This window comes from Mangrovibacterium marinum, from assembly GCF_003046625.1.
Lineage (GTDB): Bacteria > Bacteroidota > Bacteroidia > Bacteroidales > Prolixibacteraceae > Mangrovibacterium > Mangrovibacterium marinum.
In genome coordinates, this window is the sequence record NZ_QAAD01000011.1 from 33,922 (window position 1) to 60,028 (window position 26,107).

The window sequence follows — 26,107 nt, forward strand, 5'->3', positions numbered from 1 at the left end:
ATGCAATATTAGAATGTTACTTTAAGGTTGAAACCATAAGTTCTTGTTGCCGGAACATTGAAGTTATCCAGTGATTGAGAGTTCATATCAGTACTCATACTCATCTCAGGATCAAACGGTGCTTTTTTATACAAGAAAAACAAGTTATTACCGATCAAAGAGAACGATGCATTTTTAATTGGCAACTTCAATGCTTCTACGTCAAAATCGTACGAAAGAGACACTTGGCTTAAACGGATATTTGTTCTGTCATACACATACGCTTCTGCAACACCGTTACGTCCGCCCACTGTTGAGTAATAAGTTTGAGGATCAACTTGTGTTACATTAGCTGTACCTTGTATTCCGTTGATTTCAACATAACCTTTATCACGAGCGGCTGCAGTACGTTCGCTTACCCCGTAGCCATCTAAAATCGATTCAGTTTGACTAAATGCTTTACCGCCAATTTTGGCATTAACCAAAAATCCTAACGAGAATTGTTTGTAGTTAAAACTGTTATTCCACCCCAAACTAAATTTTGGATCAAGATTGCCCAAATATTGCAAATCGTTTGAAGCCGTTTTTAATGGTTTTCCGGCATCATCCAACATAATTTGGCCAGCATCGTTTCGTCTGAATTTGATCCCGTAGATATCACCAATTGATCCACCGGAGTACACCCGGGCGACATAACCTTCTGACGAACCAAAATCCTGATATTTTTCAGGATCCTGAGGGTCAAGCTCCTTTACTTTATTTTTATTTCTTGAGAAATTGACCGTACTGTTCCATGTAAAATTGTTTGTTTTCACTGGCGTCGCATTCAATACAAGCTCAACCCCCTGATTTACAATCTTACCTGCGTTGTAATACGTTTGAGTATAGCTCTCGTATTGCTCTGAACTTTCCAGGTTTCTCAATAGAGCCTGATTTGTACTAACGATGTAGTAATACGAAAAATCGAATCCTAACCGGCCATTAAGGAAACGCCAATCGGTACCCGCTTCATAAGTAACCAACTGTTCCGGTTTAGCATCAGTAAACGGAACAATCGTATTTTTATCGATACCATTTGTTACAGAGTTGATCTTATCAAGGACCAAGATTTTCCCCCATGGAATTTCGTTATTTACCTGTGAGGCAGAAGCGCGAACTTTCGCAAAATCAACAAAATCAGGCAATTTAACCATTTGAGATAAGATTCCGGATAAACCAACAGAAGGGTAGAAATAAGATTGATTACCTGTTAAAGCCAATGTTGATGACCAATCGTTACGACCCGAGAGATCCAGGAAAAGGAGGTTTTTATAGCCTAACTGAATATTGGCAAATGCTCCTTCTTTAATTATCTTTCCCCCGTAGGTTGATTCGATTTCAACGTTATCAGGCATGTTATGGAAATAAAACTCATTTGGGTAAAGTAATGTTTTTACCCCATTATCCACGCTCACTCCGTCTCCGAAAACCGACTGCTGATAACTAGCACCTGCAATTGCTGTCAGGCTAATATCACCGAAATCATTATTGTAGGTGAAGATACCATCAGCATAAGCTTGTTTATCTTCGAATTTTTTATAATTCCAACGACCGTTGGTTCCAATATTGGTGGTATTACCTCCGGCATAGAATTTCTGTTCGAATGATTTTACTGAATAATCATAACTTCCTCGCGCCTGAAACTTTAAGTTCTTCGCAATCTGATATTCCAATGTTAAGCTGGCAATCACACGCTTCGTTAAGTCCTCTTTCGGTTGTTTATTGATCAACCAGTAAGGGTTCGACTGCGAATCGTTGTCTACAAACCAGTTTTGAGTATACATATTGCGATCAGTATCAAAATACTGGTAGTTTTCTTTAAAATAAGAAAAATCCTGAGCTCCGGATGTTCCATCCCATGGTGTTGCTCCGCTTCTTGGGAACAAGTACAAACCGGTCAACGGGTTCAGGTAATAACCACCTGTATTCCGGTTCTTGGTACGTTCAGTTGCTAACATTACACTTGATGACAGGCTAATCTTATCTTCTAAAAATTTGGTCGATTCTTTGAAGGTAATATTGTGTTTCTGATAGCTGTTATTCGGAACAACACCTCCGGCACTCGTATTTCCATAAGAAAAATAAGTTGACTGCTTGCCATTACCGCTACTTACAGACAAAGTATTTACCAAATTATAGCCCGTCTCGAAGAAGTCATCTACGAACTTATTATCATAGTTACCTTTCGTATATGACCAGCTTTCAGCAGCTCCGCCTTCTGATCCGTAACGATACTGAAGTTTGGGCTCCGAAATAATGCTTTCGAACAATCCTGCTGAGCTGAAACTTACGGATGTAGCTCCATCTTTACCTTTCTTTGTATTGATGATAACGACACCATTGGCACCTGCACTACCATACAAAATAGCAGCTGTTGCTCCTTTCAATACACTAACGCTTTCAATGTCATCGGGGTTGATTTGAGAGAGACCATCACCTTCGTCGGTCCCCCCCCACATTCCAGACTGTCCACCTTTATTATTAACCATAGGCACGCCATCGATAACGTACAAAGGATCACCAGACATTGTTAACGATTTACTTCCGCGTAAAACAGTACGAGTAGAACCTCCGGCACCTGAAGTACTTTTACGAATCTCAAGACCTGCCGTTTTCCCGCTTAAGCTACCCATAAAGTTGATATCTCTTGCTTTCATCATTTCATCACCGTCCACCTGTTGCGATGAATAAGTTAATGTTTTAGCTTCGCGTTTGATACCCAAAGCAGTAACAACCACTTCGTCAACAGCAATGTTGTTGCTTTTCAAAACAACATCAATACTTGTTCTTCCGTCCACTGAAACTTCCTGAGTTTCGTATCCCATAAATGAGAATACCAATACGGCTCCATCCGGGTTTTGCAGATTAAAGGTGTAATTACCGTCAAAATCGGTTGCTGCACCGTGGTTGGTACCTTTTTCAAGTACCGCAACACCTGGCAGCGGTTCATTGTCTCCTTCTGAGACAACGCGCCCTGTAATGGTCTGTGCCATTGCTGACACAGTGCCTAGCAGGACGAGCACAAAAAATAATAAGCACAACTTCTTCATAGTTTGTTCAATTTTAATAGATGAATACTGTTTGATTCATAGAAAATGGTATCTGTTTTTTTAAGATTTGAGTTTTCAGATCAATATTTCCGCCCACACTCAACAAAGCGGCTATAATATTCTCTTGCCTGGTCTATTTCATCCGATTAAATTTTGGAAATAATTAACTGGTTATCCCGTTGTTCAATCCGGGCATTTACGATTTGGGCAACGACACGAAGCACTTCGGAGGCCGAGTTCTGCAGATCTAAATTTCCGGAGAATGTTTCCTTTGCAAGAGCGGCGTCGTCAAACACAACCTGCACGTCGTAGTAACGAGCTATCTTTTTTGCAATGTCTCCCAAAGGCTGTTGTTCGAATACAAGGTACCCCTCGCGCCATGACGTATATAATTGAGTATTAATTTTCTGTTTGTTTAGACTACTGGTTTGTGTATTATAACTTGCAAGCATACCCGGATATAATTGCGAACTTTGTCGACCTAATAGAACATTTCCGCCATACTTCAACAACACTCCTCCTTCGACTAAAACAGTATTGATGAAGTCGTCGTCGTTGTAGGCGCTCAAATTAAAAACGGTCCCTAAAACTTCAACATCCACATTCCGTGTTGACACAACAAAGGGATGAGATTTATCGTGTGAAACCTCGAAAATTGCTTCTCCTTCGAGGTATACTTCCCTGTTCTTTTTCGTGAATGAGGCCGGAAAAATCAACCGGGAGCCTGAGTTAAGCCAAACTTTAGTTTGATCGGAAAGGGTAATTGTAGTTCGCTTTCCATAAGGTACGATTAATGTATTCAATGCGACTTCTCCAGCAGAAATCAATTGATTAATTTGCTCAGAAGCATCAATTTGAATCGAATTACCGTTGTTCAAGTACTCGATACTGGACTTTTGCGTATCAATATCGACTTGCTTATTGGCTAATAACAGCCGTGTATTTTCCGCAGATCTTACATCCGGGGCATTTTGGGCATAGCGAGCTAAATCAGACTCTCTGTTCCACACAACAAATGCGGGTATTGCCAAGAGGAAAATAAAAACAGCTGCTGCTGCAATACGATAAAACTGAATGCGGCGTTTATACACGTTGATCGACTGATCAATTCTTGCTCCTAATGCCTGCTTTTGTGCTTTACCGATCAATGCGCGCTTTTTAAATAAAGCACGATAAATCCTGACAGCAAGTTTAAACTGCTTGTCGGTATTTGCGTCTGAACATTGATCACACTTGTCGCCAATCTCAGCGACAAGTCTGTCATCGGTCAAGATATCTTCTGCCTTTTTAAAATTTTTCCTCATTATCGGATTATTACAGCTTAAAAAGGTCAGTTTCCTGATCGTTTATAAGCCATAAGCACCTTCGGTGAAAAACATAGACAAGAAAATGTAACTTTTTTTATCAGACTTTAACACAAGCACCTCAATCGACTCAGAAACAAACCATTAGAAAGAGTGTTTTTTTTTCTTATTTTTTTTCGTCTCCGGTGTCTGAATTAAAACTGCAGCTTTACATTCAAGCCAACCGAAAGGGTTGAAGGCACGCTAAAACTATCGATCGCCTGATCATCCACCATCGTATTCAATGTAATTTCCGGATCAAAAGGAGCATCCCGGTATAAGAAAAACAAATTTTGAGCGACCAGTGAAAACTGAACCTGTTTTAGCCAGCTCTTCTCCGCCCTAAGCAGATAAGTGAGTCGAAGCTGCGACAAACGAACATTATCCCGACCATAGGTATAAACCTCCTTAATACCAGTTCTTTCCCCAACCGTTGTATAATACAGTCGTGGATCGATTTGATCGACGAATGTCCCATCAGGTAACACCGCCTTAATTGCAACTCCGCCGTTTTCGCGTGCAATAGCCGAACGCTTGCTAACTCCATAGCCATCGAGCATTGATTCAGTTTGGCTAATCACCTTTCCTCCGAATTTACCATTGATCAGAAAGTCAACTGAGAAATTACGGTAACTAAAGCGATTATTAAATCCCATGCTCCATCGAGGATTGGAATTTCCAATATACTCCGGCTTTTCAGTCCGAAGAATACCACCGCTTTCATTTAATAAAATTCGGTTATTCTCGTCTCTCAAAAACTTGTAAACGTAGATATCTCCGAATGATCCCCCTTCGTCAACAATCAGCTGATAACCTTCATTATCAGAGAGTACAATCGGGTCTTTCAGATTTTCATGCAGCTTTACGATCTTATTCTTATTTTCGGCATAATTAACCGTTGCTTCCCATTCAAAGTTTGAGGTCTTGAGCGGAGTAATGTAGGTCGTTAATTCGATCCCATCGTTTATCACCTTGCCTGCATTCACATAATAAGTTGAGTAGCCGGATCCGGAGGGGGCGGGCAACTCAATAAACTGATCACGGCTGTTTAGTTTATAGTATGTGAAATCCAGTCCAAAGCGATTATCCCACAATTTCCAATCTGTGCCTAGCTCAAAACTTCTTATTCTCTCAGGTCTGAGGTTTTCAAAGGACCGGGAAGTATTCAATACCACTCCGGCTCTGTCGATGCTGTGCTGCGGGTTGACGCGATTAAAGGGAACTTCGTTGGAAACCCATGACAAGGAACTTCGCAGCTTTCCAAAACTGAGGAAGTCCGGCAAATCCAAAATATCAGTCAGAACTCCGCTGAATCCTACCGAAGGATAAAAATAAGAGTCATTCCCTGTTCCGACTAAACTTGATGCCCAATCGTTACGTCCTGACAAATCGACAAACAACTTATCATCATAATTTAGCTGCACATTTCCAAATACTGCTTCTTTTATTAAGCGGCTACGTAAGCCGGATTCTACCATCACCTCACCATCAATATTCTGAAAATAAAACTCATTGGGATACCTGAGGCCTTCTGTGCCGGTATCAACTGTTAAACCTTGTCCAAGTGTACTTTTCTGATAGCTGGTTCCAAGAATCGCACTAACCCGAAATTTCTGCCAGCTGTCGTTATAAAATAAAATGGCATCCCCATAGATCAGCTCATCATTTACCTTGGTATAAACCCAGCGACCATTTGCGTGCACGTTCGTAATATTAGAACCAGCCTTATGCTTTTCCTCAAAAGTCTTGACGGCATAGTCATAACTTCCTCGTACAGCAATTTCAAAATGATCATTAAAACAGTACTTTGCGTTCACATTCGCGATCAACCTTTTAATCAAATCTTCGCGTGGTTCGTTATTGATAATCCAATAAGGGTTAGATTGAAAGTGATCTTGCACAAACCAATTTTGCAGGTACATATTGCGCACCGTACTGAACACCTGGTAGTTTTGGGCATATTGAGCGAAATCCCGATCTCTGGGAAAAAGGTATAGTCCGGTAAGCGGATTTAAATAGTATCCGGCCAGATATTTATTTTTAGCCTGCTCATTCGCCAACATAATCGTCGAACCAAGCTTTAACCGACCATCCAACACATTACCCGACTGTTTAAAAGTCAGGTTGATTTTGTCGTACTTATTTTCCGGAACGACGCCTTGGGATGATGTATTTGAAAAGGAAAAATAGGAACTTGACCGCTGACTACCACCACTAAGTGTCAACGTATTTACCAGGTTCGTGCCGGTTTGAAAAAAATCTCTCACATAACCATTTGCGTATTTTCCCTTATCATACGACCAACTTTCAGCGGCCCCCCCCACACTTCCATAGTCATATTGCAAATCGGGCAGATCCATAATAGACTCAACAGTCAGATATGAACTCAACATTACTCTGAGTGCTCCGACTTGGCCGTTTTTTGTATTAATCAGAATAACCCCATTAGCCCCCTGACTTCCGTAAAGAGCTGCTGCATTGGCTCCTTTTAAAACCGTTATACTTTCGATATCATCTACATTAACCTGCGAAAGTCCGTCGCCCTGGTCACCTCCGTCAAAAAGTCCCAGTTGTCGTCCTTTGCTGTTGACCATTGGGATGCCATCAATCACAAAAAGAGGTTCACTTGATGTAGACAATGATTTATTTCCCCTCAGCAGAATTTTAGAGGATCCACCATAGCCTGAGGCGCTTCGGCTAACCTCCATCCCGGAAACTTTACCGGAAAGGCCACTTACAAAACTGTACTCCCGGCTCCCAATGCCGTTGTAGTCTATCGTTTGAGTGGCATAAGTCAAAGACTTCTCTTCACGTTGAATTCCCAAAGCGGATACAACCACTTCTTCCACTCCAAAATCGTCACTAAGGAGCACAACATCAACCGTTGTTTTCCCTTCAACATTTTCCTGTACAGCTTTCATTACAACAAACGAAAATGAAAGGTAATGCGTGTCTGCCGGAACTTTCAATTGATAGTGGCCATCCCATCCGGTAGTAACACCGACACTCGTTTCGGGAACAACCACCGTTACACCGACTAATGGATTCCCGCTTTCGTCGGTCACTCTTCCTTTAAGTACTTTACGATCGAGATTATTTACTGAAGGTGTATTTAAGCTACCGTCAAGGTTCTGATCTTTGAGAATGATAATCTGACGATCGAACATCTTATATCCCAGTCCTGTACCTTTCAGTGTTATTTTTAATACGTCATCGACAGGCTGGTCTTCAACATTAAGCTTTATTGTTCTTTTTAAATTAACTTGTTTATCGTTATAAAAAATGATGTATTCGCTTTGCTCTTGTATAAGCTCAAAGACTTTTTTCAGACTTACTGAGCTAAAGTGAGCCGTAATTCGGTTATCCTGCGCAGGTAGTAGAAACGAGCTACAGAAGAACAACACGAATAAGAATAAAGCTTTTAAATTCATACCGTTAAGTGGACACCAGGTTATACATCATCATCGTATTCAAACACGACTTCGTCAAATGCGTTCAAAATAGCGAACAAATTGAAAGCCTCAAAATTCAATCATGCAAATCGATGCAATACGCTGAAGATGTTGTTTCACCGATTAGTTTGCCCATCCCGATTATAATGGATTTTGCTTTTCCCGAATAAGTAAGGTTCCGTTATCTTCAACGACTTCTTTTCCCGTTATTTCGGTTATTATTTCGATAACCTCCTTTGCTGATCCCTTCAAATCAAGATAGCCTGAAAACCGCTCTGATTTAAGACCGTCATTTTCGAACTTGACAGGAACATTATAATAACGAGACAAACGCTTCCCAATACTTTCCAATGTTGCATTTTTTAAGCTCAAATAACCATCTTTCCAGGAAGTGTACTCCTGCGGATCGACCTCGTATTGGTTCAACTGATGATCTTCTGCTTGTAAATCGGCCTTCGTACCCGGAACCATTATCTGCTTTCGCTTAAAGCCGGGGATTGCACTGTCATAACTCAACTCTACCGCCCCCTTCACCAAAACGGTGCTGGCCACATCCTCGTCGTCATAAGCAGTAACGCAAAATACCGTTCCCAATACCCTTACGTCCAAATCCCGGGTCAAAACAGTAAAGGGTCTTTCTTTATCGTGACTTACCTCGAACATTGCTTCACCCTCCAAAACAACTTCGCGTTTGTTTTTTTCAAAATGCCCGGGATAAGTTAGTTTCGATCCCGAATTGAGCCACACAACAGAACTGTCGGGCAGCAAAACCCGACTTCGGCGACCATACGGCACCACAATCATATTGTAGTTTCTTTCAAAATCTGATTGTTGAACACGGGGATCAGAATTTGGCAGCACCACCGACTTCCCTTCGGATGAAACTTCGACTTCTTGTCTATTAGACAGATACGTAATTTCTGAACTTTGCGCTCCAATTTCATACGCTTCACCTTGTGTTAGAAACAACTTCGTATTCGTTATTTGATCTACCTGAACGCTTTCTGCAAACTGCCTGATTCCGGAACTGTTTGATGTTTTAAAAAACCAGGTTATACCAAGAACCACGACAAACATTGCAGCAATTGCACTCCAGGTCAGTATCCTCAAAAATTGCTGTCTCCGGATGCTTGCCTGAACACGAGCTTCTAACTCACTGCGCTCCTGGCTGGTTATTTTTGTCCTTCTTTCAACCAAAACATCCAGAATATCAACCGCCAAAAGTTCCTCTCGGTTAGCCTTATCTGCAAATCCCGGTTTTCTTTCTTTCAGTTTTTGAAGAAGGCGATCATCAGATAAAAGATCTTCAGCATGTATATTTTCACGATCGTCTCGCATAGTTTATGGAACAAAGGTCTCTTAAAAGTTAGTTTAGTTGGCTGTATTCTTTCATTAAAACAAAGAAAAGGATCATATCTTTCCCCTCAAGCTGTTCTCTGATCGTTTTTATCGACCGGTAAACCGAGGTGCGAACCGACTCAACTGAAATATCCATGATCCCGGATATTTCATGATAAGGCATCTCCAATTGAAACTTCAGATTCAGAATTTCGCGCTGCTTTTCAGGCAACTGACCAATTAATCGATTAATCCGACTTAATTGATCTTGTTGGTCTTCATTTTCGTCGGCGTCAGTCTCGCGTAACTCATTTCCCGTTTCCTGAGTCAAATTCTCAGAATAGACCAAACGCAGATTCTTTTTAGCTGAAGCAAGCACTTTACGTTTCAGTGATTTAAACAAGTAATTTCGGATGTTATCGTTCTCTGCCAGATTTTTACGATACTTATACAAATCGAAAATGAGGTCGTGGATACAATCTTTAACCAATTCCCGATCTCGGCTATATACCATTCCAAACGAAAAAAGGATATCTGCATAACGATCATAAAGCTCCTGAAATGCCTGCCCATTCCCCGCTTTAATTCTTTTCCAAAGAAAATAATCGTGATTTCCCTCTTTGAGCATAAATCGTTGTTACTGTTTTTGGCAAATTGATAAAGTGTCCGTCTTCCCTGTGGTTAAAACCCACAGAAAGATGTAAAAGCAAAGCTCCTCAACCGGATACAACTATTCTTCTTTCAGCACTCAAATACCCTCTGTTTCAACCAGAATGAAATAACTGCTGCCTGTCATGAAGCCGTGAATTTATATGAATTTAATCAACGAACCAACAATACCGCCAAAGATGTGTTCGCAAACACCAAAACATACCACTACAATAAATACGCGTTCAATGTGAACAGATCGACAGATTAATACAACGAACAATAAAATCAGAATCCGGCGAGAAAAACAGATTCAATGCACCCGCTTACGAGTCGGCGACAACCTGCAGGATATCGACCAGATGCAACCAAAACTTCTCAGTTGCCCCAATGTGAATTCGCTCATCCGGCGAATGCGCATTTCGCACCGTTGGGCCGAAGGATACCATATCCAGATCGGGATATTTCTCCAGGAACAAACCACACTCCAGCCCCGCGTGAATGGAGCGCACAACAGGCTGCTGAGCAAACAGCCGTTTGTACGATTCTGCTGCCACGCCAACAATATAACTGGCCGGATTGGGCGTCCAGCCCGGGTAGCCATCCGAATGTTTCACCTCTGCTCCGGCCAGCTCAAACACCGAGCGCACCATTTGGGCAGCCATCAGTTTGCGACTTTCGAGCTCGCTGCGCTGACTGGTCGTAATTTGAGCCTTGCAACCATCGACAAACTTGACAGAGGCCATATTGGTGGAGGTTTCAACCATATCTTTCATGCGGGTACTCATCTCGAGCACCCCATGCGGACAGGCCAGCAAAACATTCAGCAAGCGCTCCTGACTGGCCATGGTGAGCACCTGGTCAGGCAAGCTTGTGGAATTGTGGTCGACCACCAGATTGGGTTCGGTACGTTCGTATTCGAACTCAACATCCGACGCAAAAATATTCAGCTCCGCCACCAGGCTCTCTTTCTGAACCGACGGGACAATGATCGTAGCCGATGCTTCGCGGGCAATGGCATTGCGCAGGTTACCCCCTTCAAACTCGGCAATCCGAACGCCGAAATCGCGCACGGCCTGCCATAAAAAGCGGGAGAGTATTTTAACCGCATTCCCGCGTCCCTTGTGAATATCGTCGCCGGAGTGCCCTCCCCAAAGGCCCTTCACGATGATTTTCAGGCCAAAGGATTTTCCGGGAGTTTTCTCCTTTTCCAGATTCAGTTCGGCCACCGTGTCCATACCACCGGCACAGCCAATAAAAATCTCGCCATCGTCTTCCGAATCGAGGTTCAACAGGATTTTTCCCTTAAAAAAATCGGGCTCCAGCGCAAAAGCTCCGCTTAAGCCGGTCTCTTCGTCTACGGTCATCAAACACTCAATGGGCCCGTGAACAAGATCCGTAGCTGTCAGAACAGCCATCTGCGCAGCAATGCCGATACCATTATCAGCCCCCAGCGTTGTGCCATCAGCTTTCACCCACTCACCGTCGATCACAGGCACAATTGCATCGGTCTCGAAGTTGAAGTTTTTCTCCGTATTCTTCTCGCACACCATATCCAGATGAGCTTGCAACACCACAGTAGGGATCTGTTCCTTCCCCGCAGTTGCCGGCTTGGCAATCAACAAATTTCCGGCCTGATCGGCTTTTGCTTCCAGGCCGTGCTTCCGGGCGAACTCCATCAAAAAATGGCGGATACGCTCTTCCTTTTTCGACGGACGAGGAATCTGGCAGATTGCTTCGAAGTAATTCCAAAGCGGTTGCGGCGTTAATTTTTCCAATTTTCTCATAATATCTTTTCTCAATAGATTGTTAGATTTTCAGACGATCAGATAATTACAGCACCTTAATTCAGTGCTTTTAAAAAACCACCCGACAAACCAACAAGGCTATCAAAGACAGGCGATTATGAAAATCCAACGAACTATTCTTTTCTAAAAACAGTCTATGAAATGTGATCAGTCAAAGTTAATGCTAAAAAGTAAAGAACAAATTTTCAACATGGATTGATCGATGTTGGAAGGTCAAACATCAACCCGCCTGCTCGAAAACCGCTTGCATGATGGGTTGCAGAACATACACAAAAAACATTCATGATTCCCGGGAATCACCAACAGGAATGAAAGTTTCGAATTCTTTCAACTATGCAGTTGCCGTTGTTTCACAAGTTGTCGGGTTGTCGTTCCACCTCTAGTCAAAAACAGTTATTGGCATTGCAACGTAGCGCCTCTGCGTAGTAAGACTTTCAGAAAAAAGCAGCAAAATGCCATCGGCAATCATTGCTGCCGGTAGCCCCCGGGTTTCAGGAATATTTTTTTTTGCGAATACTGACTTTTACCTGTTCTTCTGTCGCTCATTACTCCTTTCTTTGCCAATAAAACATGTTGAATGGAATCGATCAAAGAAATATACCGCATAGGCCATGGTCCCTCGAGTAGTCACACCATGGGCCCCCGGCTGGCCGCTGAGCGTTTTCTGGCACAAAATGACCAGGCAGCCCGTTTTGTTTGCACGCTCTATGGCAGCCTTGCGGCTACCGGCAAGGGACACCTTACCGATGCTGTCATCAACGAAGTTTTTGCCAAACACCAGCTCGAGATTATTTGGGAGCCTACCGTATTTCTCCCCCACCACCCCAATGCTTTAAAATTGGAATCATTCTCGAACCAAGGGCAATTACTCTGCTCCAAAGTAACCTACAGTGTTGGTGGCGGAGCGATTGTTGAAGAGGGAGAATCCGTGCGAAAAGAACAGATTTATCCGTACTCGACCATGGACTCCATTCTGGACTGGTGTCACGAAAACGGCAAGCAATTGTGGGAATATGTCGAAGAATTTGAAGGACCGGGGATTTGGGAATTTCTGCATGAAATATGGACAGTGATGAAAGACTCCATCAAACGCGGACAAGAGCGAGAAGGCACACTGCCCGGCGAATTGCGGCTGCCACGCAAAGCCTACGCCTTCAAGTTGAAAGCCGAGAATTTCAGCGGCCCGTTCAAGAAACGCTCCGAACTGTTTTCTTTTGCCCTGGCCGTGTCCGAAGAGAATGCTGCCGGCGGCTTAATCGTTACGGCGCCCACCTGTGGTGCCTGTGGCGTGGTTCCTGCTGTTTTGCGCTACTTCAACAAAACCTATAAATCCGACGAAAAGCACGTTTTAAAAGCCTTGGCCACCGCCGGGCTGATTGGCACTTTGGTGAAAACAAATGCCTCGATATCGGGGGCCGAAGTGGGCTGCCAGGGTGAAGTGGGCACTGCCTGCGCCATGGCCTCGGCCGCAGCAACGCAACTGATGGGTGGCACCATCAACCAAATTGAGTACTCCGCCGAAATGGGCTTGGAGCACCACCTGGGGCTCACCTGCGATCCCGTAGCCGGTCTGGTGCAAATTCCCTGCATCGAGCGCAATGCCATGGCGGCCGAACGAGCTCTGGCTCACAACACCTACGCCCTGATGAGCGACGGCCGCCATCGCATCAGCTTCGACGAAGTGGTGGATACCATGTACCAAACCGGCAAGGATCTGCCCAACACTTATAAAGAAACCAGCCAGGGCGGGCTGGCCCGCTACCAGGCCAAAGGCAAACGCTGATGAACTGTTTTCGATCCGACAACTTAAGGATTAATTAATCCCATAAGCGAAATAAAGCCGTCAAAACTATTACCTTTGCGCCCCTCTATTGATAATGAAAGTATTCCGGATATGATAACCGTTTCAAATTTAGCAATTCAATTTAGTAAAAAGCCTCTCTTTGCCGATGTAAACCTCAAGTTTACGCCGGGTAACTGTTACGGGGTAATTGGTGCCAATGGTGCCGGTAAATCAACTTTTCTGCGCCTGATCTCGGGCGAGCTTGAGCCTACCCGCGGTTCGGTAACCATGGGTTCCGGCGAACGCCTTTCGGTATTAAAGCAGGATCACCATGCCTACGACCAGTTTACGGTGCTGGACACGGTTCTGATGGGCCATAAAGAGCTGTGGCGTATCATGAAAGAGAAAGAAACGCTTTATGCCAAGGCTGACTTCACCGAAGAAGACGGCATGTTGGCCGCCAAACTGGAAGATGAATTTGCACAGATGGACGGCTGGAATGCCGAGAGCGATGCCGCCATGCTGTTGAGCGGGCTGGGCATTAAAGAGGAGTTCCACTATTCGCAAATGAGTGATATGGAAGCCAAAGCCAAGGTACGCGTTTTGCTGGCTCAAGCCCTGTTCGGAAATCCCGACAACCTGCTGCTCGATGAGCCGACCAACGACCTTGACCTGGAAACCGTTCTTTGGTTGGAAAACTACCTGAGTAACTCGGAAAACACAGTGATTGTTGTTTCCCACGACCGTCACTTCCTGGACAATGTTTGTACCGACGTGGTGGATATCGACTTCGGAAAAATCCGTGCCTTCTCCGGTAACTATACCTTCTGGTACGAATCGAGCCAGTTAGCCCTTCGTCAGCAGGCCGCAGCCAACAAAAAGGCTGAAGAGAAGAAGAAGGAATTGATGGAATTCATCAGCCGCTTCAGTGCCAACGTTGCCAAATCGAAACAAACAACCAGCCGTAAAAAGATGCTGGATAAACTGAATATTGAAGAAATTGAACCTTCAACACGCCGCTACCCGGGAATTATTTTTCAACCCGAGCGCCAAGCCGGCGACCGCATCCTTCGGGTTGAAGGACTAAGCTACGAGGTGGATGGCGAAGTGCTGTTTAAAGATGCAACCTTCACCATCGAAAATGGCGAAAAAGTGGTTTTCCTGGGAAAAGACAACCGCGTGATGACGGCTTTCTTCAAAATCATCAACGGCGAACTGGAACCGACAGCCGGTGAGTTTGAATGGGGTGTAACCATCAAAAAAGCATTCCTGCCGATGGATAATACCGAGTATTTCCAGAAAAAAGAAACACTTTACGAATGGCTGGGAAAATACTCGCACGATACCAGCGAAGCCTTCCTGCGCGGATACCTGGGAAAAATGTTGTTCTCGGGCGACGACCTGCAGAAGAACGTTCAAGTGCTTTCGGGAGGTGAAAAAATGCGCTGCATGATTTCGCGCATGATGCTGGAGCACCCCAACATGATTGTTCTGGACCACCCCACCAACCACCTGGATATGGAGTCGATCCAATCGTTTAACAACAATATGAAAACCTATCCGGGACAAATCCTGATGGCTTCGCACGACCACGAGTTTATCTCTTCTGTCTGCGACCGGGTGATTGACTTAACCCCCGATGGTGTTATTGATAAATACATGGATTTTGAAGACTATCTGACCGACGACAAAATTAAAGCAAACCGGGCAGAACGCTACGCAAAATAATTCCGGACTAGCACTATCCGGCAAAGAGGTTGTCTTCGTTTTTGAAAGACAACCTCTTTTTCGGTGAAAGCCCCTTCTGCTTTTCCTTTCTATCTAATGTACCCACCCTGGCCCTCCCTCGCGAGGGAGGGAAATTCCGACTTTGTCGGAATGGAAGGGTCAATCTAATTCTAAAGAATCCACGTTCTTCCCTTTTGCTGATTCCCCGGAATCATGAAGTTTTTTCGGCCCCTGCCAACGTTGGCATTGCTCCACGGAGTGGATCCCTTAGGATTGGTTCAACTCAGCGGAAAGTTAAAAAGTCGTGCTGCCAGGTTCTGCGAAAGCAGATGAACACCAAGCCACCGAATCATCAACTGACGGCAACCTTGTTTTAGAAGACAACTTTTGACAACTTCGACAACAAGACATCCGAGCCCCCGCTAATTTCATCCCCGCTGGGAATTTACGTACATCAGGAAGTTTTTTTATCGCTTTCGATCGACCACCCGCCGGGCCGGAGAGCTGAACAAAAAAACAAAATCGTACGAAAGCGCGGATATCGCCTTTTCAACTCTCGGAAAATCCATAAAATTATGTAATTTTACCCCGCCAACCCCGCCCGGGGGAAAACAAACTATGTAGAACACAAACAACAACAGATGTTCAGATCACTAACAATTATTTTAATAGCACTATTTCTCAGTGGATTTCTCGCCACTGTCTCGGCGCAAACCGACATCTCAACCGTACAGGTTGAAAACTTGTCCGACGCACAGATTAATCAAATTGCCCAACAAATCCGGGAACGCGGCCTAACGGTCACCGAGGCAGTATCACTGGCCAGAGCCAAAGGTGCTTCACAACAACAAATTGATCAATTGATGAGCCGCTTACAGCAAGTGCAAAATGGCAGCTCAGCATCAGGCATCCAAGCCCAGCAGAGCGCTGCTCAAACTACCGAGGAGGTCAACTTTACCGACGACCAACCCAGCGCACAAAAAACAGATCACCCGGGAACACTGAAAAATCGCCGTGTTTTTGGTTACAAATTGTTCAATCAGGATCAACTAAGCTTTGAGCCCTCAGCCAACATTCCGGTGCCCAACGACTACGTGGTAGGCATTGGCGACCAACTGACGGTTAATGTGTGGGGTGCCAGCCAGCAAAACTACCAATTGGTTGTCGACAACAACGGAGCAGTAAACATCCCCGATCTGGGACCGGTACAGGTAGCCCGGCAGGACTTTGCCTCCGTTCGCACACTGTTAATCCGCCGCTTATCGGCCATCTATTCGGGTATGGCCGGCGATTCGCCCAACACCTTCGCCGAGGTGAGCATCAACAATCTGCGCTCCATCAAGGTCAATGTAATTGGTGAGGCCATCACTCCGGGAACCTATACGCTTCCGGCGACAGCTTCGGCCTTCAATGCGCTATACCTCTCCGGAGGACCCAACGAAAACGGTTCATTCCGTTCCATTCGCATCATCCGCAACAACAAACAGATTGCCGAAATTGATGCTTACGATTACCTGCTGAACAGCAACACCCAAAACAACTTATCCCTGCGTGACCAGGATGTTATTTTCATCCCCACTTACCACAAAAGGGTTGAAACCGTTGGCGCCTTCAAACGCGAGGCGATCTTTGAATTAAAGGAAGGTGAAAACATCAACAAGCTCATCGACTATGCTGGGGGCTTCAGCGAGAAAGCCGCACAAAGCCGGTTGTTAATCACCCGCAACACCGAGGATGGCTACAAACTGGATGATGTACAACAAAACCAATACCCTTCGTATGCCCTAAAAAACGGCGATATCATCCGCGCTGAAGAGCTGATCGATGTTTTTGAAAACCGGGTGAGCATCGATGGTGCCGTGTACCGTCCGGGAACCTATGCACTGGATACGAATACACACCTCTCCGATCTACTGACAAAAGCCGGAGGACTGATCCCCAACTACTTTGCCGAACGCGGACTGATCATCCGCCTCGATGAAAAGTTTTTCCCAACCACCATTGCGTTCGATGTCAACGAAGTTCTTTCGGGCAAGAATGACCCCTTGCTGCAACGCGAGGATCAAATCCTGATTCGCGACATTTACAGCATTGGCGAGCAAAAGACAATCCGCATTTACGGTGAAATTATGCAAGCCGGCGAATTCAGTTTCTACAAAAACATGACCCTCAAAGATCTGATCTTTATTGCCGGGGGGATGAAGGAAGCCGCCAGCGAATCGTACATCGAAGTTGCCCGTCGCAACAGTTACGAAGATGCCGCCAACCTGAATAATAAAATGGTCAGCCTTTACAGCTTTGCCATCAGCAGAGACCTGAAACTGACTGATGAAGATGAAAATTTTGTACTCCAGCCCTTTGACCAGGTTTATGTTCGCCGGGCTCCCTCTTACGAAAGTCAGAAAACGGTAACCATCCTTGGCGAGGTAAAATATCCGGGCCAATACAGCATCAGCAGTAAAAACGAACGCATCTCCGACTTGCTGAAGCGTGCCGGAGGCCTGACTCCTTATGCTTTCAAAGCCGGTGCGCACATGACGCGAAAAGTTGACAGACAAGCCAAAGAGCAGTTGACGATAGCCAGCCAAATGCACCTGGAAGGCGATTCAACCCTGGAACAAATTCAGGAAATCTCGGCCAAAACCCTGGAGCTGCAGCTGGAGTCCATCCTCAACCGCCCGGGATCCGACAACGATTATACCCTGAAAGAAGGCGACGAAATTTACATTCCCGTTCAATCGGAAGAAATCTGGGTGAACGGAGAAGTGATGAACCCCGCCGGTCTGGCTTTTCAAAAAGGCAAAAATGCCAAATACTACATCAACTCAAGTGGTGGATTCAGCACTGAAGCCAAAAAGGACAAGGTGTATGTCATTTATGCCAACGGCTCGTCAGCATCAACTAAAACATTCTTTTTCCGCAAATACCCGAAAGTGGAGCCCGGAAGCCAGATCATCGTTCCTCAGAAACCCAAGAAAGAAGGAATGCCGGTCGGAACATGGCTGGCCATCGCGAGTACTTTCTCTTCCATTGCCGTGGCAATTGTAGCTGTATTGAAATAAAGACCGACACGAAAATGAGCAACACAGAACAACAAAACCATACACCCAACCAGCTGGCTGATGACGAAATTGACTTATTGGCATTAGCAAAAACGCTGTGGAATAACCGAAAAACAGTTTTTAAATGGATTGGCGCAGGCATTGTGCTGGGGCTTCTATTTGCCTTGGCGAGTCCGAAGGAATACACAGCCTCCTCAACCATGGTGCCTCAGGTTAGCAGTACATCCAGCAAGCTTGGAGGCCTCTCATCGCTGGCGGCCATGGCCGGCTTCAACCTGGGAAGTGGCAGTACCGCTGATGCCTTGTCGCCCATGATCTACCCGCAGATTATGCAATCCATCCCCTTTCAGCTGGAATTGATGAACAGCCAGTTTGACTGCCCCGATGTGGATCAGCCCATCAGCCTTTTCGAATATTATACAGAATACCAAAAAGCCAGTGTTTTAGGAATCGTCCAAAAGTATACACTCGGGCTTCCCTTTGTTTTGCTGAAGGCGATAAAAGGAGAACCCGAACCGATTGTCACCGGCAATACGGACAGCCAGCTGATCGCCCTGACGCAAGAGCAAAATGATGTTCGCAAAAAGCTCAGCGAGCAACTATCGCTCGAAGTCAACGATAAAGACGGCTATATTACGCTGGCAGCCAACTTTAGCGATCCGCTGCTCGCCGCTCAGGTTGCTCAAAAAGCCCAGACCATGCTGCAGGAATACATTACCAAATACAAGCTGGAGAAGGCTGCCGACCAATTACGTTTTATTCAGGCCCGCTACAGCGAGAAGAAAGCCGAATTTGAAGATGCCCAGCGCCAACTGGCCCTTTTCCGCGACCGCAACAAAAATGTTTCGTCGGCTCTGGCGCTAACGGAGCAAGAACAGCTGCAGAGCCAATACAACCTGGCCTACTCGGTTTATTCGGAGTTAGCCAAACAGGTTGAAACCGCCCAAATACAAGTGAAAGAAGACACCCCGATACTAACCATCATTGAGCCGGTGCGGGTACCCATTGAAAAGTCGAAACCCAATCGGCCACTGATCTTAATGATCTGGATTTTCCTGGGCGGTGTTGCCGGCGTGGGACTGGTTTTCGGGAAAGAATTTTTCAACTCGGTAAAAGAAAAATGGCAGGCTGAAGACTAAATCCGGCAAGATTAACCGATAAACGAACAGCCTCAAAAAAAAAAACAATGAAGTTGTTCGTTTTTTCGGAAAGTCTACCCTCTCAGAAACCCGAAGCCGGCAGATCGCCAGGTGGCTTTGATCTCTGTGGGACGCCAACCCGACAACTTGCGACGCCCAGCCCAACCCAACGTATCGCATATCTTCAACATTCAGCCCGGCTCCTGATTTCACGGATTCATGTCTATTTGTTGTGTTCCCCCGGATGTCCTTGAACATCCCACAGCCCATTTTAAGTCCTATCTTTATACTCCAATTTCCGATGTATGACAACGCACGAAGGTGAAAATAAAAGCTGGTATGCCATCTACGTGAAAAGCAGATGCGAGAAAAAAGCCTGGCAAAAGCTGACCGATAAAGGCATTGAGTGCTATTTGCCGTTGCATGAAAAAGTCCGTCAATGGAGCGACCGTAAGAAGAAAGTCACCATCCCCCTGTTGCCGGGATATCTCTTTGTTCATATTCACCCGCATGAAATGAATTGTACCCTCCAAACCGATCATGTGCTATGCTTTATAACAACTGCGGGGAAAGCCAGTGTCATCCGCGATGAAGAGATCCAAACCCTCAAACGAATCCTCGCCCCCGAAGAGCTGACCATTGGACTGAGTGCGGAAGCCGTTGCTCCCGGACAACAAGTTGAAGTTATTGCAGGCCCGCTGCGGGGAATGCAAGGCGAACTGATCCAGCTGAAAGGGAAAAAAGTTGTTGGTGTTCACATCCGGCAAATCCCCTACACCATCACCGTTGATATTCCCTTGGCTCATCTTATCGTCATTCCTAACCAATAGCCACGATGCTATTGAGACAACAACCACGACAACAGGATAAGCCGACAACCGAAAATACGCAACTTTCATCCCTGTTGAAGATTCCCAGAAATCAGCCATGTTTTTTCTACCTTTGATGGTTTTTAAAAACATACACCCATGACAACGCTATTTTGGCTGATTATTGCCATCCTGCTTTTTGACTTTGCCCTGGAACGGCTGCTCGATTACCTGAATACAACCCGCTGGAGCGATCAGCTTCCGGATGAGGTTAAAGGAATTTACGACGATGAAAAATATCGCCAACAGCAAGCCTACTCCAAAGTCAACCACCGGTTTGGAATGCTCACCAGCTCCTTCAGCTTCCTGTTGATTATGGCCATGCTTGGGGGAGGTGGCTTTGCCTTGGTCAATAACTGGGCATTATCGGTTTCGGACAGTCCAATCTGGTCGGCACTGCTGTTTTTTGGCATCCTGCTGTTGGCCTCCGATCTACTCACAAGCCCATTCGATATTTACAGCACCTTCGTGATTGAGGCGAAGTTTGGCTTCAATAAAACAACGGCAAAAACATACCTGCTCGACAAACTAAAGGGATGGCTGCTTGGTGCCGTCATCGGCGGTGGACTGATGGCTCTGATCATCTGGATTTACCGCCAAACCGGAGCAAGTTTCTGGCTGTGGGTATGGTTAGTCATCAGTGCCTTTTCCATCTTTATGGCCATGTTTTACTCCAGCCTTATTGTACCACTTTTCAACAAACAAACGCCCCTGGAGGATGGAGAGCTGAAGACTGCCATCGAGGCTTTTGCGCAGCAAGTAGGCTTCCGGCTCGACAATATTTTTGTGATCGATGGCTCCAGGCGTTCCACCAAAGCCAATGCCTACTTTGCCGGCTTGGGGCGTAAAAAGCGCATTGTACTGTACGACACGCTGATCCAGGATCTGGAGATTCCCGAGCTGGTGGCTGTCCTGGCGCACGAAATTGGACATTACAAGAAAAAACACATCATCCTCAGCCTACTGCTGGGCATTGCGCAAACCGGCATCATGCTTTACATTTTTTCGTTGGTGATCGACAGCCCCGAGCTTTCGCAGGCCCTGGGTGTCGACAAAGCTTATTTCCACATCGGGCTGATTGCTTTTGGGATGCTGTACTCGCCTCTTTCGTCGCTTATTGGCATCGCAATGAATATTTTCTCCCGCAAAAACGAATACCAGGCCGATGCATTTGCCGCAGAGCACCAGCTTACTGAGCCGCTTGCCAACGCATTGAAAAAATTATCGGTCAACAACCTGAGCAATCTGCGCCCCCACCCGGCCTACGTATTTGTGCACTACTCGCACCCCACGCTGCTGCAACGCTTAAACGCTTTGAAAAAACGCCAATAGCGCAGCAGCCACAAAACCAAGAGAAAGCTCCACATAACTGAATATCGTTACAAAAAACAAAACAGATGAAAGCAGAAATTATTACCATTGGCGACGAAATACTAATCGGACAAATTGTTGATACCAACTCGGCCTGGATGGCAGAGCAACTAAACCTGAACGGTATCGAGGTTTACCAGGTTAGCTCGGTACACGACGACCACAAGCATATTCTGCAAGCCCTGGCCGACGCTCAGCAGCGGGCCGACCTGGTGCTGATCACCGGTGGTCTGGGCCCCACCAAAGATGACATTACCAAGAAATGCCTTTGCGAATACTTCAACTGCGGTATGCACACCCACCAGCCAAGCCTGCAGGCAATCACCGAACGCCTGGAAAAACGCGGAATTGCCCTCAACCAGCTAAACCGCGACCAGGCGCTGGTTCCCGATTCCTGTACCGTATTACCCAATAAAAACGGCACCGCTCCCGGTATGTGGTTCGAAAAGCAGGACACCATTTTTGTGTCGATGCCGGGTGTTCCGTACGAAATGACCGGCATTATGGAAGATGAGGTGTTCCCGCGTCTGCGCAAAAGCGGAAAGCTGAAATCCATCTACCACCAAACCATTTTGGTTTATGGCATTGGCGAATCTACCCTCTCCGAAATGCTGGAGAACTGGGAGAATGCTCTTCCGCCCTTCATCAAGCTGGCCTACCTGCCCAATCAGTTAATGGTCCGCCTGCGACTAAGTGCTTACGGCACCAACAGCGACGAGCTCAAACAAACGGTTGACCAGCAGATCGGGAAACTGCAAGAACTCATTCCCGACCATATTTGTGGGTACAACGGCGACACGCTATCGGAGATTACGGGCAAACTACTGACCAAAGCCAGTGCTATGGTTGCCGTTGCCGAAAGCTGTACCGGCGGAAATATTGCCCACTTGTATACCGAAGTTCCCGGCTCGTCGTCCTACTTTAAGGGAGGCGTTGTGGCTTATTCGAACGATGTAAAAATGGCTTTGCTGAACGTGAAGGCCGCAACATTGGATGCCCACGGTGCGGTAAGCCAACAAACAGCGCTGGAAATGGTCGCGGGAGTCAAGCAGGCACTTGGCAGCGACTACGGAATAGCAACTACCGGTATTGCCGGCCCCGACGGAGGAACGTCTGACAAACCGGTGGGAACAGTTTGGATAGCCGTATCGGGAAAGCACACCACCCGGGTCGAATGTTTCCGCTTTCATCATAACCGCAGCCGAAATATTGAGCGGGCATCGCAAACAGCACTGAATATGCTACGTCAACTGCTGCTTACCGAAATAAACGAAGCAGCAGTTCGAACGAAATAAATTCTCAGATGTTTTAATGAAAAAATACACAGCAATTCAAGCCAATAGAAAGAATAATCTTTTTTACCTTCAGCATTGAATCACAACAATCAAAAAAATTGCAGAAAGCCATGAAAAAAGTCCTGTTGATCATTGTTCTCCTGTTTGTCGTCTTACTTGGCTCGGCCATCCTGGTGCCCGTACTTTTCAAAGGTCCGCTTTTGGCCAAGATAAGCCGGACAATCAATAAAAACCTGAATGCGAAGGTTGAGTTTGAAGACTTCAGTCTGAGCATCTTCAAGGGATTCCCGAAAATTCAAGCCGAGCTCACCGGGCTGACGATCACGGGCAAAAACCAATTCGAAGAAGATACGCTACTCGCTGTTCAATCGGTATCGACCAATCTCTCGCTCAGCGATCTGTTCAACAGCGAACAAATGGCGATCAATACCATCCGTCTGGATCGGGCCAAGCTGTATTTACTTTCGACCCTTGACGGACTGGCCAACTGGGATATCGCCAAAGATTCGGGCTCGGAGAGCAGCACTGAAGCCGCACAATCGACGCTTAACCTGTCGCTTCAGTCCATCGAACTGCGCAACTTCAGCCTGACCTACAAAGATGAAGCAACAACAACCGTTGTTCAACTGAAAAATGCCACGGCCGATGCCTCGGGGCAGGTTGAAGGCACGGTTACCACGTTCAACCTGAGCAGCGAGATTGACGAGTTTGTGCTCGAATACGATTCGGTACAATACATCTCGAAGACCAGACTGAAAGCTGTAAGTCAACTAACCGCCGATTACGACAAAATGGTGTTCACCTTTGGCGACTCCCATCTGTTTCTGAACGATTTGCCACTGGATTTGACCGGCCGCTTCGAGATGCCTTCGGACAGTATGTATTTCGATTTAAAGCTGATTCAACCGCAAAGCAACTTCAAAAGTCTGCTGGCCTTGGTGCCACAGACGTACCAATCGTACCTGGACGATGTGAAAGCCAATGGCGATGCGGGTTTCGAAGCCAACATCAAAGGGTGGTTCTACGACGACAATTATCCGGCAATCGACAGCCGGCTTTATATTGCCAATGCTGATTTTCAGTATCAGGATTTTCCGGAGAAGGTGAGCCAGATTGCCCTGGAAAGCTCCATCAGCAAACCTCAGGGCGAGCTCGATCTACTTCAAATTGAAATCTCGCAGGCTCATGCGCAAATCCGCAACAACCCGGTCGACCTGAAGCTGTTGCTCACACAGCCCATGAGCGACCCGGCTTTTGATGCCTCGTTAAACGGAAAAATCGATTTTACCAGTCTGGGCAAGGTGATTCCGATGGACAGCATCCGGTTAAGCGGTGTGGTTCAGGGAAATGTCCGACTGAAAGGAACCCTGTCGGCTGTTGAAGCGCAGGATTTCAGCCGCATCAATTCCAATGGCACATTCACCCTCGACAAAGTACATATTGAAACTCCACAGCTAAGCCAAACCGTTGAGCTGAACTCCGGAAGTGTAAAAATCGACAATCAACAAATTGCAGTCAGCTCGTTCAATGCCAAAACGGGGCAAAGTGATTTCACACTGAATGGACAACTTTCGAACTATCTGCCCTATTTTTTCACCAATAAGACACTGAAGGGCAGCTTCAACCTGCAATCCAATTACCTAAACCTGGACGAACTGGCCAACATTATGGTTGAAGATACAGTTGAAACAACCAGCGCGGGCGACAGCATCATGGCCTTCCATGTACCGGGCAATCTGGATTTAAGCTTCCGTTCGAACATTAAACGAGCCACATTCGACCGAATGAATATCGAGAATATTGAAGGCGTGATTTTAGTGAAAAACCAGATGCTCCAGCTGCAAAAACTCGACATGAACATGCTGGGCGGTCAACTGACTATCGACGGTAATTACGTGAATAATGAAGCCAACCAACCCGATTTTGATTTCAATGTCAACATCAATGCTTTCGAAATACCGGCAGCCTACCAATCGTTCCCGACCATGCAGCGCTATGCGCCGATTGCCTCGAAAAGCTCGGGAAAAATTTCCTCGCAATTCAAATTTAAAGGAAAACTGAATGAAGCGCTCGAGCTGATGCCCAGCTCCCTGAATGGTGCAGGCCTGCTGAGTACACAAAGCCTTCAGATTGTCAATTCGCCCACCTTCGACCAGATTAAAAACTTCGTCAAAAAGGAGAAGCTTCAAAATGTAAAGATTAATGACTTCACCTCCAATTTCAAGCTCGAGAACGGCAACCTGTTGGTAAACCCCTTTACCACCCGAATTGCCGATCAGGATGTGACCATCTCGGGCAAGGTACTGGTCGATCAAACACTCGATCTGGCGCTGGACTTCAACGTGAATAAGGACGACTTGGCCAGCGATATCCTCAAAACACTGAGCTACATCCCGGGAAGCAGCAACATTGCCAAGTTGGATGTTGGCGTGGCTGTAACCGGCCAGATGAAATCGCCCAAGGTGGCGCTCGATTTAAGTAAAGCCAAAGATCAGATTGCCAACGAGTTTAAAAAGTCGTCGCAGGAAGAAATTCAAAAATCGGTCAAAAAACTGGGCGACGAACTTAAAAAGCTATTTAAGTAAGCTCTAGCGGGGCTTTCGCAATGAAGGCCCCGCTAGGGTTTCGGCCTGAACAAGCCTTCGGCATTTTTGTTTGGATAGCTAGAAAAAAGCAATGGCCGATGAAAAGAAAGTATCTCCCAGTATCGTTGGATATCACCAATCAAAAAATCCTGATTGTTGGCGGCGGCAAAAGCGCCTACAGCAAAGCATGCATCCTCAAACGTTTTGATGCCGACATCGAGTTTGTAGCGCTGGATATTTGCCCGGAAATTAAAGCTGCCGGATGGCCCTATAAACAGCAAGCCTACCAGCCCGACGACCTGGATGGTTATATGCTGGTTTACAGCTGCTCGAATAATGCAAAGCTCGATTGCCAGATCCGCCGCGATGCCAAAGCCAAAGGAGTTTTGTGCAACATTCATGATAAACCTAAAATGTGCCAGTACGTTTCGCCGGCTGTTTACCAATACAAAAACATGACTGTTGCTGTTGCCTCCAACGGTCAGGATGTGTTTAAATCCATCAAACTGCGGAACCACCTGCGCGACTACCTAAATGAACATATTGAAGAAATTCTCGATTTTTCGAAATACGGCGAGGAGTAAGAGCCGGCCCTCAATCTGAACCGTCACCCCCCTC

Annotated in this window: 15 protein-coding genes; 9 read left to right on the plus strand and 6 right to left on the minus strand. The window is 46.0% G+C overall.

All coding sequences use genetic code 11. The features are described 5' to 3' along the window. Positions 1-8: 8 nt before the first annotated feature. The 6 genes from C8N47_RS11580 to C8N47_RS11605 all read right to left on the minus strand — a co-directional run bounded on the left by C8N47_RS11580 (position 9) and on the right by C8N47_RS11605 (position 11,636). On the minus strand, positions 9-3,068 hold the full coding sequence (locus C8N47_RS11580) for a SusC/RagA family TonB-linked outer membrane protein (protein ID WP_107822725.1): 3,060 nt from the start codon (positions 3,066-3,068) through the stop codon (positions 9-11). A gap of 146 nt (positions 3,069-3,214) precedes the next feature. After that, positions 3,215-4,372: a FecR family protein gene (locus C8N47_RS11585; protein ID WP_107822726.1), complete on the minus strand. Its 1,158-nt coding sequence runs from the start codon at positions 4,370-4,372 to the stop codon at positions 3,215-3,217. A 194-nt stretch (positions 4,373-4,566) separates the two neighbouring features. Beyond that, positions 4,567-7,842, minus strand: a complete 3,276-nt coding sequence (locus C8N47_RS11590; protein WP_107822727.1) for a SusC/RagA family TonB-linked outer membrane protein — start codon at positions 7,840-7,842, stop codon at positions 4,567-4,569. Positions 7,843-8,004: 162 nt separating this feature from the next. Further along, on the minus strand, positions 8,005-9,201 hold the full coding sequence (locus C8N47_RS11595; RefSeq protein WP_107822728.1) for a FecR family protein: 1,197 nt from the start codon (positions 9,199-9,201) through the stop codon (positions 8,005-8,007). Positions 9,202-9,229: 28 nt separating this feature from the next. After that, positions 9,230-9,829, minus strand: coding sequence for an RNA polymerase sigma factor (locus C8N47_RS11600; RefSeq protein ID WP_107822729.1), 600 nt, complete (start codon positions 9,827-9,829; stop codon positions 9,230-9,232). A gap of 346 nt (positions 9,830-10,175) precedes the next feature. Beyond that, a complete protein-coding gene (locus C8N47_RS11605; protein ID WP_245915708.1) occupies positions 10,176-11,636 on the minus strand; it encodes an aminoacyl-histidine dipeptidase in 1,461 nt (486 codons plus the stop codon). A gap of 598 nt (positions 11,637-12,234) precedes the next feature. On the opposite strand from C8N47_RS11605, the gene C8N47_RS11610 reads away from it, so the two are divergent. The 9 genes from C8N47_RS11610 (at position 12,235) to C8N47_RS11660 (ending at position 26,073) form a co-directional block, all read left to right on the plus strand. Then, positions 12,235-13,440: an L-serine ammonia-lyase gene (locus C8N47_RS11610; protein ID WP_107822730.1), complete on the plus strand. Its 1,206-nt coding sequence runs from the start codon at positions 12,235-12,237 to the stop codon at positions 13,438-13,440. 111 nt (positions 13,441-13,551) lie between these two features. Next, entirely contained in the window at positions 13,552-15,168 is a 1,617-nt protein-coding gene (locus tag C8N47_RS11615; RefSeq protein WP_107822731.1) for an ABC-F family ATP-binding cassette domain-containing protein, read from the plus strand. Positions 15,169-15,809: 641 nt separating this feature from the next. Next, the gene (locus tag C8N47_RS11620) at positions 15,810-18,230 is read left to right on the plus strand and encodes an SLBB domain-containing protein (RefSeq protein WP_107822732.1); all 2,421 of its coding nucleotides are present in this window, start codon (positions 15,810-15,812) and stop codon (positions 18,228-18,230) included. A 14-nt stretch (positions 18,231-18,244) separates the two neighbouring features. Then, positions 18,245-19,369, plus strand: coding sequence for a Wzz/FepE/Etk N-terminal domain-containing protein (locus tag C8N47_RS18690; RefSeq protein ID WP_170111375.1), 1,125 nt, complete (start codon positions 18,245-18,247; stop codon positions 19,367-19,369). A gap of 305 nt (positions 19,370-19,674) precedes the next feature. Beyond that, the gene (locus C8N47_RS11640) at positions 19,675-20,199 is read left to right on the plus strand and encodes a UpxY family transcription antiterminator (protein WP_107822734.1); all 525 of its coding nucleotides are present in this window, start codon (positions 19,675-19,677) and stop codon (positions 20,197-20,199) included. A gap of 138 nt (positions 20,200-20,337) precedes the next feature. Further along, the gene (locus C8N47_RS11645) at positions 20,338-21,570 is read left to right on the plus strand and encodes a M48 family metallopeptidase (protein ID WP_107822735.1); all 1,233 of its coding nucleotides are present in this window, start codon (positions 20,338-20,340) and stop codon (positions 21,568-21,570) included. A gap of 65 nt (positions 21,571-21,635) precedes the next feature. Further along, positions 21,636-22,904 carry a competence/damage-inducible protein A gene (locus C8N47_RS11650; RefSeq protein ID WP_107822736.1) on the plus strand — a complete coding sequence of 423 codons (1,269 nt, stop codon included), beginning with the start codon at positions 21,636-21,638 and terminating at the stop codon, positions 22,902-22,904. Positions 22,905-23,014: 110 nt separating this feature from the next. Further along, complete coding sequence (locus C8N47_RS11655; RefSeq protein WP_146161514.1) at positions 23,015-25,489, plus strand: AsmA-like C-terminal region-containing protein; 2,475 nt, start codon at positions 23,015-23,017, stop codon at positions 25,487-25,489. Between the two features lie 98 nt (positions 25,490-25,587). Next, a complete protein-coding gene (locus C8N47_RS11660; RefSeq protein ID WP_107822825.1) occupies positions 25,588-26,073 on the plus strand; it encodes a precorrin-2 dehydrogenase/sirohydrochlorin ferrochelatase family protein in 486 nt (161 codons plus the stop codon). Positions 26,074-26,107: the final 34 nt, after the last annotated feature.